General features: G+C 57.7%; 13 protein-coding genes. 9 read left to right on the top strand and 4 right to left on the bottom strand.

The window, feature by feature from the left end; genetic code table 11:
• Positions 1 to 94 precede the first annotated feature (94 nt).
• Entirely contained in the window at positions 95 to 1,789 is a 1,695-nt protein-coding gene (locus tag AB3G35_RS23445; protein ID WP_083369640.1) for a lactate permease LctP family transporter, read from the bottom strand.
• Between the two features lie 261 nt (positions 1,790 to 2,050).
• Between AB3G35_RS23445 and AB3G35_RS23440 the strand changes: the two genes are divergently transcribed.
• On the top strand, positions 2,051 to 2,818 hold the full coding sequence (locus tag AB3G35_RS23440) for a GntR family transcriptional regulator (RefSeq protein ID WP_016783458.1): 768 nt from the start codon (positions 2,051 to 2,053) through the stop codon (positions 2,816 to 2,818).
• A 156-nt stretch (positions 2,819 to 2,974) separates the two neighbouring features.
• On the opposite strand, the gene smpB is transcribed toward AB3G35_RS23440, so the two are convergent.
• Positions 2,975 to 3,457, bottom strand: coding sequence for an SsrA-binding protein SmpB (gene smpB, locus AB3G35_RS23435; protein ID WP_016783457.1), 483 nt, complete (start codon positions 3,455 to 3,457; stop codon positions 2,975 to 2,977).
• A 116-nt stretch (positions 3,458 to 3,573) separates the two neighbouring features.
• On the opposite strand from smpB, the gene AB3G35_RS23430 reads away from it, so the two are divergent.
• From AB3G35_RS23430 to AB3G35_RS23420, 3 genes are read left to right on the top strand one after another with little or no spacing between them, the layout of a single operon-like run.
• A complete protein-coding gene (locus AB3G35_RS23430; RefSeq protein ID WP_029611725.1) occupies positions 3,574 to 4,977 on the top strand; it encodes a sodium-dependent transporter in 1,404 nt (467 codons plus the stop codon).
• Between the two features lie 7 nt (positions 4,978 to 4,984).
• Positions 4,985 to 5,419, top strand: a complete 435-nt coding sequence (locus AB3G35_RS23425) for a type II toxin-antitoxin system RatA family toxin (protein WP_016783455.1) — start codon at positions 4,985 to 4,987, stop codon at positions 5,417 to 5,419.
• Positions 5,412 to 5,729 carry an RnfH family protein gene (locus AB3G35_RS23420; RefSeq protein WP_369782174.1) on the top strand — a complete coding sequence of 106 codons (318 nt, stop codon included), beginning with the start codon at positions 5,412 to 5,414 and terminating at the stop codon, positions 5,727 to 5,729. Before AB3G35_RS23425 ends, AB3G35_RS23420 begins: the two co-directional genes overlap by 8 nt.
• 57 nt (positions 5,730 to 5,786) lie before the next feature.
• On the opposite strand, the gene AB3G35_RS23415 is transcribed toward AB3G35_RS23420, so the two are convergent.
• Positions 5,787 to 6,314, bottom strand: a complete 528-nt coding sequence (locus AB3G35_RS23415; protein WP_016783453.1) for an outer membrane protein assembly factor BamE — start codon at positions 6,312 to 6,314, stop codon at positions 5,787 to 5,789.
• 98 nt (positions 6,315 to 6,412) lie between these two features.
• Between AB3G35_RS23415 and fur the strand changes: the two genes are divergently transcribed.
• The gene (gene fur, locus AB3G35_RS23410) at positions 6,413 to 6,826 is read left to right on the top strand and encodes a ferric iron uptake transcriptional regulator (protein ID WP_029611724.1); all 414 of its coding nucleotides are present in this window, start codon (positions 6,413 to 6,415) and stop codon (positions 6,824 to 6,826) included.
• A gap of 98 nt (positions 6,827 to 6,924) precedes the next feature.
• Here the strand turns inward: fur and recN are convergent, their stop codons facing one another.
• Positions 6,925 to 8,607: a DNA repair protein RecN gene (recN, locus tag AB3G35_RS23405; RefSeq protein WP_134051140.1), complete on the bottom strand. Its 1,683-nt coding sequence runs from the start codon at positions 8,605 to 8,607 to the stop codon at positions 6,925 to 6,927.
• A gap of 252 nt (positions 8,608 to 8,859) precedes the next feature.
• On the opposite strand from recN, the gene grpE reads away from it, so the two are divergent.
• The 4 genes from grpE to dapB all read left to right on the top strand — a co-directional run bounded on the left by grpE (position 8,860) and on the right by dapB (position 13,692).
• On the top strand, positions 8,860 to 9,414 hold the full coding sequence (gene grpE / locus AB3G35_RS23400) for a nucleotide exchange factor GrpE (RefSeq protein WP_016783450.1): 555 nt from the start codon (positions 8,860 to 8,862) through the stop codon (positions 9,412 to 9,414).
• A gap of 100 nt (positions 9,415 to 9,514) precedes the next feature.
• A complete protein-coding gene (gene dnaK, locus AB3G35_RS23395) occupies positions 9,515 to 11,431 on the top strand; it encodes a molecular chaperone DnaK (protein WP_086798784.1) in 1,917 nt (638 codons plus the stop codon).
• 319 nt (positions 11,432 to 11,750) lie between these two features.
• Positions 11,751 to 12,875 carry a molecular chaperone DnaJ gene (gene dnaJ, locus AB3G35_RS23390; RefSeq protein ID WP_016783448.1) on the top strand — a complete coding sequence of 375 codons (1,125 nt, stop codon included), beginning with the start codon at positions 11,751 to 11,753 and terminating at the stop codon, positions 12,873 to 12,875.
• Positions 12,876 to 12,885: 10 nt separating this feature from the next.
• A complete protein-coding gene (gene dapB / locus AB3G35_RS23385) occupies positions 12,886 to 13,692 on the top strand; it encodes a 4-hydroxy-tetrahydrodipicolinate reductase (RefSeq protein ID WP_159259458.1) in 807 nt (268 codons plus the stop codon).
• Positions 13,693 to 13,878 lie beyond the last annotated feature (186 nt).

The following is a 13,878-nucleotide window of genomic DNA, read 5'->3' as shown; positions in this document are numbered from 1 at the left end:
CCCGGTTATGTGTCCACCGAGGTGGACCGGGTCGTGAATTACTGACGCCGGGGCATGCCCCGGCGCCATTAACGTGCAGTAACCATAGCGCTTATCAGTGAACCAGCATGCCGGTGAACCAGTAGGCCTGGGCCAGGGTGATCAGGCCGACGATGGTGGCGAAAAACAGGCTGTGCTTGAGGGTGAAGCGAAACAGGTCGGATTCCTTGCCCACCAGACCGGTCGCGGCGCAGGCCACGGCGATCGATTGCGGGGAAATCATTTTGCCGGTTACGCCGCCGCTGGTATTGGCAGCCACCATCAGGGTGTCGCTGACGCCGATCTGGTGCGCGGTGGTGGCCTGCAGCGAGCTGAACAGGGCGTTGGACGAAGTATCGGAACCGGTCAGGAACACGCCCAGCCAGCCGAGGAACGGCGAGAAGAACGGGAACGCGGCGCCTGTACCTGCCAGCACCAGGGCCATGGTCGAAGACATGCCCGAGTAGTTGGTGACAAAGGCAAAGGCCAGCACCATGCCGATGGACAGGATCGGCCAGCGCAGCTCGTAGAAGGTCTCTTTTAAAGTGGTCAGACCAGTCTTGATGTCGATTTTCAGGATCAGCATCGAGATCAGCGCCGAGAAGAAAATCGCCGTGCCGGTGGCGGAAATCGGGTCCAGTTTGAACACGGCGGCAATGGCGGTCGGCGCGTTGACGATCGGTGCGGTCTTGATCACCAGTTGATCCAGGTGCGGGATCGCGAAGTTAAACACCCAGCCGTACATCGAACCGCCAGCTGAGAACATCGCCTTGAACGGCTTGAGGGTCCAGATGGTGACCAGTACGGTCAGGATCAGGAACGGCGACCAGGCTTTAAGAATCTGCATCAGGCTGTAAGGCGAAGCCATCAGGTTGGTCGGTTTGCCGAAACCACCTGCGCTGGCGGTAACGATTACGTCAGAGCTAACGCCAGCAATTCGTGCGCCTGCGCTACGTTTTGGCTGCCAGACTTTGAGGAACAGGGTCAGGCTTACCAGGCTGGCCAGGGCCGAGGTGATGTCCGGCAGTTCCGGGCCAATGTAGTTGGAGGTGTAGTACTGGGTGATGGCGAAGCTCAAGCCGGCCACCAGGGCTGCGGGCCAGGTTTCACGCACGCCGCGCAGGCCGTCCATCATGAACACCAGCCAGAACGGCACGAACAGCGACAGCAGTGGCAACTGGCGGCCGGCCATTGCGCCGATCTTGAAGGCGTCGATACCGGTGACCTGGCCGGCCACGATGATCGGGATGCCCAGGGCACCAAAGGCCACTGGGGCGGTGTTGGCGATCAGGCACAGACCAGCGGCGTACAGCGGGTTAAACCCCAGGCCTACAAGCAGTGCAGCTGTAATCGCTACCGGTGCTCCGAAACCGGCTGCACCTTCAAGGAAGGCACCGAAGCAGAAGCCGATCAGCAGCACTTGCAGGCGCTGGTCGTCAGTGATCGACAGCACGGAGCTGCGGATGATTTCGAACTGGCCGCTCTTGACGGTCAGTTTATAGAGGAACACCGCGGCAACGATGATCCAGGCAATTGGCCAAAGGCCATAGGCAAATCCATAGCCCGCTGCGGCGAAAGCCATGTCGACAGGCATCTGGAAGGCAAAGATGGCCACCAGAATCGACAGGACAAGGGTGATGCTGCCGGCGACGTGGCCTTTGAGGCGGAACACGGCCAGGGCGAGAAAGAAGAATACGATCGGGACGACGGCTGCGAGAGCGGACAGGCCGAGGCTGCCGAGCGGGCTGTAGAGCTGTTGCCAGGTTTGCATATGGGGTGGCCCCTAATTGTTATTGGTCGATGCTGTCGACTGCTTTTGGTATATTGGTATTACCAATTTACAATCGCTGTTGGCTAGGTTAAAAGCCTTATGAGGCATGTGTCAATTTGCCGCCTCTAAATCTTTCGTCGAGGTATTCGTTGCCAGGGCATCTGATGGGGTTTTGAGCGGTGTTTCTGATGGGTGTATGCGTGGCGCCAATCGGCGAGAATAGAGGCCCCCGGCGCGTGGTCGGGAGGGTGGAGAGCAGTTATGGGGTTTGATCAGATCCGGCAGCGCCGTTTGTCGGACGATATTGTCGAGCAGCTTGAGGGCATGATTCTCGAGGGCACGTTGAAGTCGGGTGAACGCTTGCCCGCTGAACGTGCGCTGGCGGAGCAATTTGGGGTATCGCGCCCGTCGTTGCGCGAGGCGATCCAGAAGTTGTCGGCCAAGGGGCTGCTGGTCAGTCGCCAGGGTGGCGGCAATTATGTGGCCACATCATTGGGCTCGACCTTTAGTGATCCCTTGTTGCAGTTGCTGGAAAGCAACCCTGAAGCCCAGCGCGATCTGCTTGAGTTTCGTCATACGCTTGAGGCTTCGTGCGCTTTTTACGCGGCCTCGCGGGCGACCGAGATGGATCGCGAGCGTCTGCGGCTGGCCTTTGAGCGGTTGCAGGACTGTTATGCACGGGTTGATGAAGTCAGTCGCGCAGAAGAGGGGGAGGCCGATGCCAACTTCCACCTGGCCATTGCCGAGGCAAGCCATAACGCGGTGTTGCTGCATACGATTCGCGGGTTATTCGACCTGCTCAAGCGCAACGTGGTGACCAATATTGGTGGCATGTACAAGCAGCGCAGTGAAACGCGCGACATGCTGATCAGTCAGCATCGCGAGTTGTATCTGGCAATTATCGAGGGCAGGGCGGAAGACGCCCGGGAAGTGGCGAGCCGTCACCTGGTGTATGTGCAGGAAGTGTTGGAAGAGGTGCGTCAGGAAGTTCAGCGCATGGCGCGGGCTGAGCGGCGTAATGGCTTGTAATTGAAGATGCAAACCCTGTGGGAGCGGGCTTGCTCGCGATTCAGGCAACTCGGTATATCAGGTATACCAAGTTGATTCCATCGCGAGCAAGCCCGCTCCCACAAGAGCTGAGGCAGCATCAAGGCAGTTGCTCCCACAAGTACAAGGGCAGAAGATCTAGTCTTCCTTGCCCTTGTTGCGCACCGCACGTTGCAGCTCGCGATCGGAATCGCGCTCACGTTCGGTATGACGCTTGTCGTATTCCTTCTTGCCTTTACCCAGGGCAATTTCGCACTTGATCAAGTGCTTGCTCCAGTAAAGCGAGAGGCAGACGCAGGCGTAACCCTTTTGCTGCACCGAGGCAAACAGCTTCTCAAGCTCACGCTTGTTGAGCAGCAGTTTGCGGCTGCGCGTCGGGTCGGCAATAACGTGGGTGCTGGCCGTCGTCAGAGGCGCAATATGGCTGCCGAGCAACCATGCTTCACCATCCTTGAGCAGCACATAGCTGTCGACCAGCTGTGCCTTGCCTGCACGCAGACTTTTTACTTCCCAGCCGGCCAGGACCAGACCAGCCTCGAACCGATGTTCGATGAAGTAATCGTGTCGCGCTTTTTTATTCTGCGCGATGGTCCCTGTAGGGTGTTTCTTCTGTTTAGCCATAGGGGCGGCATTATAGGCAGTTGCGAGCCTGTCGGCTACGGGCACCTGCGTGCTTGAGCGTGTAGGGTGATTCCCGGACAATGCGCCCTCTTTTTTAGTGGTTGGGCGTAGTAACGATGTCGACAGACAAGGTTTCTGTCCACGGCAGTTGGGCAAGCCGTTGGGTCTTTATTCTCGCTGCGACCGGTTCTGCCGTGGGTTTGGGCAGTATCTGGAAATTCCCTTACATGGTTGGCGTCTATGGCGGCGGCGCGTTTGTGTTGGTGTTTCTGGCCTGTATCGCGCTGATCGGTGTGCCGGTGATGCTGGCTGAAACCCTGATCGGGCGGCGTGCACGGCTTAGTCCGGCAAATGCCTTGAAGGTGTTGGCGGTCGAGGCGGGGCATTCGGGGCGTTGGTCGTGGGGGGCGTTTGCCGGGATGATTACGGCGCTGCTGATTTTGTCTTTCTATAGTGTGGTGGGCGGCTGGTCGCTGGATTACATCATCAATATGGGCAAGGGCGACTTTCAGGGCGCGACGGCCGATCAGGTCGGCCAGTACTTTGCAGAGGTGATCTCCAACCCCTGGCGCCTCACGTTCTGGCATACCGGGTTTATGCTGCTGTCTGCGTATGTGATCGCCAAGGGCGTGGTTGCGGGGCTTGAGCGCAGTTTGCGGATCATGATGCCGTTGCTGTTTGTGCTGCTGCTGGTATTGCTGGGCTACAGCATGACCACCGGGCACTTTATGCAGGGTGTGCATTTCATGTTCGACTTCAACCCCGATCGCGTACTCGACGGGTTGCTGGCCGCAATGGGCCATGCGTTCTTTTCGCTGAGCGTGGGCGTGGGATCGATCATGATCTACGGCGCGTATATGCCCAAGAATGCGTCGATCTCCGGGACTGTGGTGGGGGTGGCATTGATCGACACCTTTGTCTCATTGCTCGCCGGGCTGGCATTGTTTCCAATTGTGTTTGCGTCGGGGCTCAACCCCAGCGAAGGCCCGGGCTTGATGTTTGTGACCTTGCCTTTTGCCTTTGGCAATGTGGCGTTTGGTCAACTGATGGGCGTAGTGTTTTTTGTTCTGGTGGCGGTGGCCGCCTGGAGTTCGGCGATTTCGTTGCTGGAGCCGATGGTGGCGTACCTGGTGGAGCGCACCAGGGTGCGCCGCCTGTGGGTCACCTTCTGGCTGGCATTCAGTTGCTGGTTTGTTGGCCTGGGTACGGTGTTTTCGTTCAATATCTGGAAACAGGCCAAGTTCTTTGTGAACGAAGATTCCGGTTTTCACCTCTACCAATGGGGCGCGGCCAGTGGCCTGGATTTCTTTGGTGTCGTCGATTTCTTCACCTCGCGTATCATGTTGCCATTGGGCGGCCTGTGTTTTGTGGTGTTTGCAGGCTGGATCATGGGGCGTGGCGCGGTTCGCGATGAGTTGTCGATGCGCAGCCCGGTGATGTTCGCCCTGACTCTTTTTTTGATGCGCTATGTGGCGCCACTCGGCATTCTGATTGTGTTTGCCGCCCAGCTGTGGAAGTAACGCTGACATGACTACCCATATCCAACGCTCTGCCTTGTTGCCTTATCCAGCCCAGGCGCTGTATGACCTGGTGAACGATGTTGCGAGCTACCCGCAGTTTTTGCCGTGGTGCTCGTCTGCCGAAATCCTGGAAAGCACTGAAGTGCTGATGCGCGCCAGCCTGGGCGTGGCCAAGGGCGGCTTGAGCCAGCACTTTGTCACGCGCAACACCCTGGTGCCCGGGCAGTCCATCGAGATGAACCTTGAAGAAGGCCCGTTTACCAAGCTGCACGGCGTGTGGGTGTTCAAGCCGCTGGGTGACAAGGCGTGCAAGATCAGCCTGGACATGACCTTTGATTACGCCGGGGCCATCGTCAAGGCGACTCTGGGGCCTTTGTTCAATCAGGCGGCCAATACGCTGGTGGATGCTTTCTGCCAGCGCGCCAAACAGCTGTATGGCTGAGCCCGTGATCGAAGTTGAGGTGGTTTACGCCGCTGTTGATCGCCAGTGCCTGCTGACCGTGATAGTGGCCCAAGGCACGACGGTGCGGGCTGCGGTATTGGCGTCGGGCATCGGGCGCGAGTTTCCAGAGGTTGACCTGGCCAATTGCCCGGTGGGGATTTTCGGCAAACAGGTGGCTGACCCTGATACCCGGGTGCTACAGGCCGGGGAGCGCATCGAACTGTATCGTGCGCTGTTGGCCGACCCCAAGGAGATTCGCCGCCAGCGTGCGGCCAAGGCTGCCGAGGCCAAGCGCCTTAGCCAGCCCTGACAGCTTTATGGCAGGCAACAAAAAGCCCGGCATGCCGGGCTTTTTTGTACCGGGCGTTTATTGCTCGGTGGTATCCAGAGGTTCTGGCGTAGGAACCGGTACGGTTTCAACACCGTCCACGTCCTTCTGGATCTGATCAAGCAACGAACCAGGCTTGGCTGGAACTTCGCTCTTCTCGGCTGGTGCTTGGGTAGCCGGTTCGGTCACGTCTGTGCCACCGGTTTTGCCGAGAATGGCTTCGTCGCGGCTGACGCCAGGCTTGAAGTCACCTGACAGGCTCACGAGCTGGTCGTTCTGGTTGAAGAACACACTGATGCGTTCCTGTTGGCGTTCACCGCCGCCGGGCTGCAGGCTATACAGGTAATCCCAGCGATCAGGGTGGAATGTATCGGTCAGCAGGGCATTACCCATGATAAACCGCACTTGCCGGCGGGTCATTCCCGGGCGTAACTGGTTTATCATGTCCTGCGTGACGACATTGCCCTGTTGGATGTCGATTTTGTAAACCCCGGGGAATGAACAACCGGCGAGTGCGAGCAGTCCCACAAAGGTGAAACTGGTTAGCAAGAGCTTGGTGTTTTGCATCGGTGGGCGACTTCCACTATCTTGGCTGGGACAACGTAAACGCCGATCATACCCGTATTAAGAGAAGCTGCGAAGCGGCTTCCGCGAGAAAGCTAACCATGGTTGAAAATAGCGAACTACGTAAGGCCGGACTTAAGGTGACTCTGCCACGAGTCAAAATTCTACAGATGCTTGACTCTGCAGAGCAGCGTCACATGAGCGCCGAGGATGTTTACAAGGCACTTATGCAAGCGGGCGAGGACGTCGGTCTGGCCACGGTTTACCGTGTACTGACCCAGTTTGAGTCAGCAGGGCTGGTGATTCGCCATAATTTCGATGGCGGTCATGCTGTCTTTGAATTGGCTGATGCTGACGGCGGCCACCACGACCATATGGTCAACGTGGACAGCGGTGAAGTGATCGAGTTTTTCGACGAAGACATCGAAAAACTGCAGCACGCCATTGCAGCCAAGCACGGTGTCGAGTTGGTGGATCACAACTTGGTGCTGTACGTGCGCAAGAAGGCCAAGTAAGAGCATGTCACGCGAATTACGGTTCGCGAAACGATCGAAGGCGGCCCAAGGGCCGCCTTCGTGCTTTCTGATACCGGTTATTTCATGACCGTTCGTCGTTAAGCTGCAAGATTCTTCGCCGTGATCACCATCTTTTTGGCGTGGGCTAGGGATTCCTTGGTCAGGTCGATACCGCCAAGCATGCGGGCGACCTCTTCGACGCGCTCTTTTTTGCTCAGTTTGGCCACGGCAGTGCGGGTGGTCTCGCTTTCGCGCACCTTGTGGACAAACAGATGCTGATGGCATTGCGCGGCCACTTGCGGCAAGTGAGTGACCGTCAGCACCTGACCGCGCTCGCCCAGGCGGCGCAGCAGTTGCCCGACGATCTCTGCAGTCGGCCCGCCAATGCCCACGTCTACTTCGTCGAATACCAGGGTCGGTACGCGGGAGGTTTGTGCGGTGATCACCTGAATGGCCAGGCTGATACGCGACAGTTCGCCGCCCGAGGCAACCTTGGCCAGGGCCTTGAGGGGTTGGCCGGGGTTGGCGCTGACCAGCAGTTCAACCTGCTCCAGGCCGTGTGGGGCGGGATCACTGCTGGCTTGTGGGCGCAGTTCGATCACAAAGCGGCCCCCGGGCATGCCCAGGCGCTGGATCTCTTCTTCTACGGCAGTGCTCAGGCGTGTTGCGGCCAGGCTGCGCAGATTGCTCAGTTCCCGTGCGCACTCTTGATAGTGGCGGGTAAAGGACGTCAGTTCATTGGCCAGGCGCTCGATGTTTTCATCGTTGGCGTTGAGGGTCTCCAGCTCATCCAGCAGTTTTTGCTGCAGGGCGGCCACTTCCGTGGGCTGGACCCGATGTTTGCGCGCCAGGGTATAAATGGTGTCGAGCCGCTCTTCGAGGTACTGCAGGCGGCCCGGGTCGGCGTCGAAGTGGTCGATAAAGCGGTTGAGTTCCCCCACCGCCTCTTCGACCTGAATCTGTGCGCTGGCCAGCAGGTCAGTTGCTTCGCCCAGCGAGCCCGAGTTGCTGTTGATGCTTGAGAGGCGGTTGAGGCTGGCCGTCAATGCATTAAGTACGTTGCCGGAATCGCTTTCGCTGCATTGCTCGACCACTTGTCGACAGATGGTCAGCAGGGTTTCGGCGTTGGTCAGGTTTTTGTGTTCCTGCTCCAGCTCTTCCAGTTCGTTCTCACCCAGAGAGAGTGTTTCCAGCTCTTCAAGCTGATAGCTCAGCAGTTGATGGCGTGCGCGCTGTTCATCGCCAGAGTTGGACAGGTGCTCAAGCTCTTGTTTGGTCTGGCGCCAGCGTTGTGCCGCCAGTTGCACCTGGCGGGCCAGGTCGGTGGCGCCGGCGAATTCGTCGAGCAGGCGACGGTGGGTGTCGGGCTTGAGCAGCGACTGGTGTTCATGCTGGCTGTGGATGTCGATCAGCAGCTCGCCCAGGGCTTTGAGGTCGCCCTGGGGGCAGGGCGTGCCGTTGATATAGCTGCGCGAGCGGCCTTCGGCGGTGATGACCCGGCGCAGGATGCACGGGCCGTCGCCTTCAAGGTCGCGCTCGGCCAGCCAGGCCCGGGCTTCGGGGATTTCCTGCAGGTCGAACGTGGCCAGGATATCGGCCTTGTCGGCTCCGGGGCGCACGACGCCGCTGTCGGCGCGGTCGCCAAGGGTGAGGCCCAATGCATCGAGCATGATCGATTTGCCGGCGCCAGTCTCGCCAGTGATTACACTCATCCCGCGATCCAGTTCCAGATCGAGATGTTCAACAATGGCGTAGTTGTGTACGGACAGGTGCACCAGCATGGGAGCTGCTCCAAAACGTAATGTCTGGTTATTTATACAGTGTTTTGTTTCCTGCTGACAATGGTTGCGTTTAGTTCGATTTGCTTGTTTTTATCGGATTCTTAGCTCGTTTGGTTTTTTCAGCTGGGGCAGGGTGAGGGGGCAAACATGCCTTTTATGGTTTTTTGGCTCTTGAACCTGAGAATTGCGACCCCATATACCTTGGCACAAGCGCGAGTCGAGCTCGCGGACGATGTTTGAAAGGAGAAATCTATGGCAGACGAACAGACTATGGATACGCAGAACCAGGAAGCCGAAGTAGCTGGCGAAGATCTGGCAACCCGCGTGCAGGTGCTTGAAGAGCAGCTGGCAGCCGCTAACGATCAGGCTCTGCGCGTAGCTGCCGATCTGCAGAATGTTCGCCGTCGCGCCGAGCTGGATGTTGAGAAGGCGCACAAGTTTGCGCTGGAAAAGTTCGCTGGCGACCTGTTGCCGGTGATCGACAGCCTGGAGCGCGGTCTTGAATTGTCCAGTGCGGACGACGAGAACATTCGCCCGATGCGTGAAGGGATCGAGCTGACCCTGAAAATGTTCCAGGACACCCTGAAGCGTTACCAGTTGGAAGCGATTGATCCGCACGGCGAACCCTTCAATGCCGAGCATCACCAGGCGATGGCCATGCAGGAAAGCGCTGACGTGGAGCCAAACAGTGTGCTCAAGGTGTTTCAAAAAGGCTATCAGCTCAATGGTCGCTTGCTGCGCCCGGCTATGGTCGTAGTCAGCAAGGCGCCAGCGCCGGTTTCGCCATCGATTGACGAGCAGGCTTGAAATCGGCCGCAAGGCCCCCATTTAGAAGTCAAGCGTTAAGCAGTGCCGCAGTTGGTCATTACTGCTGCGGCAACAAAATTCAAATTTAGGGAGAGTAAACATGGGCAGAATTATCGGTATTGACCTCGGGACCACCAACTCGTGTGTGTCGGTTCTGGAAAACGGTAAAGCTAAAGTTATTGAAAACGCAGAAGGCGCGCGTACCACGCCGTCGATCGTTGCGTACGCCAATGATGGTGAAATTCTGGTTGGCCAGTCGGCCAAGCGTCAGGCAGTGACCAATCCGCATAACACCCTGTACGCGGTGAAGCGTCTGATCGGTCGTCGTTTTGACGAAGAAGTTGTACAGAAAGACATTCAGATGGTTCCGTACAAAATCGCCAAGGCTGACAACGGCGACGCTTGGGTTGAAGTGAACGGCCAGAAAATGGCTCCGCCACAAATCTCGGCTGAAATCCTGAAGAAAATGAAGAAAACCGCCGAAGACTACCTCGGCGAGCCAGTGACTGAAGCGGTGATTACCGTTCCGGCCTACTTCAACGACAGCCAGCGTCAGGCGACCAAAGACGCCGGCCGTATCGCGGGCCTGGACGTAAAACGCATCATCAACGAACCAACCGCAGCTGCTCTGGCTTACGGTATGGATAAAGCGAAAGGCGACCACACTGTCATCGTTTATGACCTGGGTGGCGGTACTTTCGACGTATCGGTCATTGAAATTGCCGAAGTTGATGGCGAGCACCAGTTTGAAGTGCTGGCAACCAATGGTGACACGTTCCTGGGTGGTGAAGACTTTGACATCCGTCTGATCGACTACCTGGTTGACGAGTTCAAGAAAGAAAGCGGCATGAACCTCAAAGGTGACCCGCTGGCGATGCAGCGTCTGAAAGAAGCTGCAGAAAAAGCCAAGATCGAACTGTCTTCGAGCCAGTCGACTGACGTGAATCTGCCTTACATCACTGCAGATGCCACCGGTCCTAAGCACTTGAACGTGAAAATTTCGCGCGCCAAGCTGGAATCGCTGGTTGAAGACCTGGTTCAACGCACCATCGAGCCTTGCCGCATCGCGCTGAAAGACGCCGGTATCGACGTTGGTTCGATCAACGACGTGATCCTGGTCGGTGGCCAGACTCGTATGCCGCTGGTACAGAAGCTGGTAACCGAGTTCTTCGGCAAGGAAGCACGTAAAGACGTGAACCCGGACGAAGCTGTTGCAATGGGTGCTGCCATCCAGGGCGCGGTATTGGCCGGTGATGTTAAAGACGTTCTGTTGCTGGACGTGAGCCCGCTGACTCTGGGTATCGAAACCATGGGCGGCGTAATGACTGCTCTGATCGAGAAAAACACCACGATTCCTACCAAGAAATCGCAAGTGTTCTCGACTGCAGACGATAACCAGGGCGCAGTGACCATTCACGTGCTGCAAGGCGAGCGCAAGCAAGCCGCACAGAACAAGTCGTTGGGCAAGTTCGACCTGGCTGACATTCCACCTGCTCCACGTGGCGTGCCTCAGATCGAAGTGACCTTCGACATCGATGCCAACGGCATCCTGCACGTAAGTGCAAAAGACAAGGCGACTGGCAAGTCTCAGTCGATCGTGATCAAGGCTAACTCGGGTCTGTCCGAGGAAGAAATCGCCCAGATGGTTCGCGATGCCGAGATCAACGCTGAGGAAGACCGCAAGTTCGAAGAGCTGGCAGCTGCACGTAACCAGGGCGACGCACTGGTTCACTCGACTCGTAAAATGATCGTCGATGCTGGCGACAAAGTAACCGAGGAAGAGAAAACTGCAATCGAAGCTGCTGTAGTTGCACTTGAAGCCGCTGTTAAAGGCGACGACAAGGCGGCTATCGAAGCCAAGGTTGAAGAGCTGTCCAAGGTATCTGCTCCGGTTGCACAGAAAATGTACGCCGAGCAGGCGAACCCGGCAGACGCAGCGGCCAAGCCAGCTGATTCGGCTGAAAAAGCGGACGACGTTGTCGACGCTGAGTTCGAAGAAGTAAAAGACAACAAGTAATCAGCTTGTTTGTCGCCCGGTTGACCGCGCTTGAGCGGTGACTGGTAGGATGTCGCCGCGCGGGAGCTTGCTCCCGCGTTGGCGTGTCTGGAGTACAAGAATTTTTACAGCATGCGACAAGGTCGAATGCTGGCGGTTTGGCCTGGATCTTTCCTGTTTTCCGGCCTGAAGTAACCGCTCCTGGCGGCCAATGCATTGGCTGTTAAACACAAACCTATATCGTTGAAAAGACGTGAGTCGGGTCTGATCCTTTCGGGCTTGGCGGGTTTGGCGAGGCTCGGGAGGGTTTTGTCGAACGTCCTTGAGAGTGCAAAGAATTATGGCAAAGCGCGACTATTACGAAATATTGGGTGTTGAACGCACCTCCACCGAGGTAGAGCTGAAGAAGGCCTATCGTCGCCTGGCGATGAAGCATCACCCGGACCGTAACCCGGATGACAAGGCTTCGGAAGAGCTGTTCAAAGAAGCCAACGAGGCTTACGAGGTTCTGTCGGATTCCAGCAAGCGTGCTGCCTACGATCAATACGGCCATGCCGGTGTTGATCCGCAAATGGGTGGTGGCGGTGCCGGCTTCGGCGGTCAGAACTTCTCCGATATTTTCGGTGATGTGTTCAGCGATTTCTTTGGCGGTGGTCGTGGCGGCTCCCGGGGCGGCGCGCAGCGTGGTAGCGATTTGCGCTATACGCTGGAGCTGGATCTGGAAGAGGCTGTGCGCGGTACCACGGTCAATATCCGCGTTCCTACGCTGGTCAATTGCAAGCCGTGTGACGGTTCGGGCGCCAAGAAGGGCTCTTCGCCGGTGACCTGTACCACTTGTGGCGGTATTGGCCAGGTGCGCATGCAGCAGGGCTTCTTCGCGGTTCAGCAAACGTGCCCGCGCTGTCACGGTCAAGGCAAGGTCATTTCTGATCCTTGCGAAAGCTGCCGTGGCGAAGGTCGCGTAGAAGAGTACAAGACCCTTTCCGTCAAAGTGCCTGCGGGCGTTGATACTGGGGATCGCATTCGTCTGTCGGGCGAAGGCGAGGCGGGCGTGCAGGGTGGGCCGACTGGCGACCTGTATGTGGTAATCGATGTACGCGAGCACGCGATTTTCCAGCGCGATGGCAAGCATCTGTTCTGCGAAGTGCCGATCAACTTTGCTGACGCTGCGCTGGGCGCTGAAATTGAAGTGCCGACCCTGGATGGCCGGGTCAAGCTGAAAATCCCGGAAGGTACGCAAAGCGGCAAGCAGTTCCGTTTGCGTGGTAAAGGCGTGGCCCCGGTACGCGGTGGCGGTGCAGGCGATTTGATGTGCCGCGTAGTGATCGAAACTCCGGTTAAACTGAGCCGTCGTCAGCGCGAGCTGATGGAAGAGTTCCGTACCACGCTGGAAGGCGATAGCAGCCATTCGCCAAACGCCACTGGCTGGTTTGAAGGCGTTAAGCGTTTTTTCGGCGACCTCTAAGGAGCGGTAGATGCGACGTATAGCTGTGATGGGCGCTGCCGGGCGCATGGGCAAGACCTTGATCGATGCGGTGCAGCAGCGTTCGCCGGTGTGCGGGCTGACAGCGGCCATCGTGCGTCCGGGCAGCTCCCTGGTGGGGGCTGATGCCGGTGAGCTGGCTTCTATCGGGCGCATCGGTGTGCCGTTGTCCGAAAGCCTGCAAGCGGTCGCGGCTGATTTCGATGTGCTGATCGACTTCACCCTGCCTGAAGTGATGCTCGCCAACCTGGCGGTGTGTCGCAAATTGGGCAAGGCGATGGTGATCGGCACCACGGGGCTCAATGCCGAGCAAAAGCAGTTGCTGGTCGAAGCTGGCCAGGATATCGCGATTGTCTTTGCTTCCAACTTCAGTGTCGGCGTCAATCTGTCGTTCAAGCTGCTGGACATGGCGGCGCGGGTGATGGGTGAAGATGCCGATATCGAAATCATCGAGGCCCATCACCGGCACAAGGTCGACGCCCCTTCGGGCACGGCGATGCGCATGGGCGAGGTGGTTGCCGATGCGTTGGGTCGTGATCTGCAAAAGGTTGCGGTCTATGGCCGCGAAGGCCATACCGGCGCCCGCGAGCGTGAAACCATCGGTTTCGCCACTGTGCGCGGCGGTGATGTGGTGGGTGACCACACCGTGTTGTTCGCCACTGAAGGTGAGCGCCTGGAAATCACCCACAAGGCATCGAGCCGCATGACCTTTGCCAAGGGCGCTGTTCGTGCTGCCTTGTGGCTGCAAGGGCGTGAGCCTGGCCTGTATGACATGCAGGATGTGCTCGACCTGCGTTGAGTTAACTCTGTAAAATCGGGCTGTTGGCGCGCCAGTAGCCCGATTTTTAACCGCTAAGCGATGTTCTGTCGCATTCCCCTGTCTTTTAGACTCTTTAGCGGTAGACCAAAAAAGCCTTTTTCTGTAAGCTACAGCTTTAGTGTGTCCACTAAAAGCGCGCAGATAATTCGATGAAGAAGCGGGGTG

Source organism: Pseudomonas sp. WC2401, assembly GCF_041200115.1.
Taxonomy (GTDB): Bacteria; Pseudomonadota; Gammaproteobacteria; order Pseudomonadales; family Pseudomonadaceae; genus Aquipseudomonas; species Aquipseudomonas fragi.
This window is presented reverse-complemented; position numbering and strand designations above follow the sequence as displayed.

Coding starts and splice junctions, on each gene's coding strand:
- AB3G35_RS23445 (WP_083369640.1), bottom strand. CDS start 1,789: ATGCAAACCTGGCAACAGCTCTACAGCCCGCTCGGCAGCCTCGGCCTG.
- AB3G35_RS23440 (WP_016783458.1), top strand. CDS start 2,051: ATGGGGTTTGATCAGATCCGGCAGCGCCGTTTGTCGGACGATATTGTC.
- smpB (WP_016783457.1), bottom strand. CDS start 3,457: ATGGCTAAACAGAAGAAACACCCTACAGGGACCATCGCGCAGAATAAA.
- AB3G35_RS23430 (WP_029611725.1), top strand. CDS start 3,574: ATGTCGACAGACAAGGTTTCTGTCCACGGCAGTTGGGCAAGCCGTTGG.
- AB3G35_RS23425 (WP_016783455.1), top strand. CDS start 4,985: ATGACTACCCATATCCAACGCTCTGCCTTGTTGCCTTATCCAGCCCAG.
- AB3G35_RS23420 (WP_369782174.1), top strand. CDS start 5,412: ATGGCTGAGCCCGTGATCGAAGTTGAGGTGGTTTACGCCGCTGTTGAT.
- AB3G35_RS23415 (WP_016783453.1), bottom strand. CDS start 6,314: ATGCAAAACACCAAGCTCTTGCTAACCAGTTTCACCTTTGTGGGACTG.
- fur (WP_029611724.1), top strand. CDS start 6,413: ATGGTTGAAAATAGCGAACTACGTAAGGCCGGACTTAAGGTGACTCTG.
- recN (WP_134051140.1), bottom strand. CDS start 8,607: ATGCTGGTGCACCTGTCCGTACACAACTACGCCATTGTTGAACATCTC.
- grpE (WP_016783450.1), top strand. CDS start 8,860: ATGGCAGACGAACAGACTATGGATACGCAGAACCAGGAAGCCGAAGTA.
- dnaK (WP_086798784.1), top strand. CDS start 9,515: ATGGGCAGAATTATCGGTATTGACCTCGGGACCACCAACTCGTGTGTG.
- dnaJ (WP_016783448.1), top strand. CDS start 11,751: ATGGCAAAGCGCGACTATTACGAAATATTGGGTGTTGAACGCACCTCC.
- dapB (WP_159259458.1), top strand. CDS start 12,886: ATGCGACGTATAGCTGTGATGGGCGCTGCCGGGCGCATGGGCAAGACC.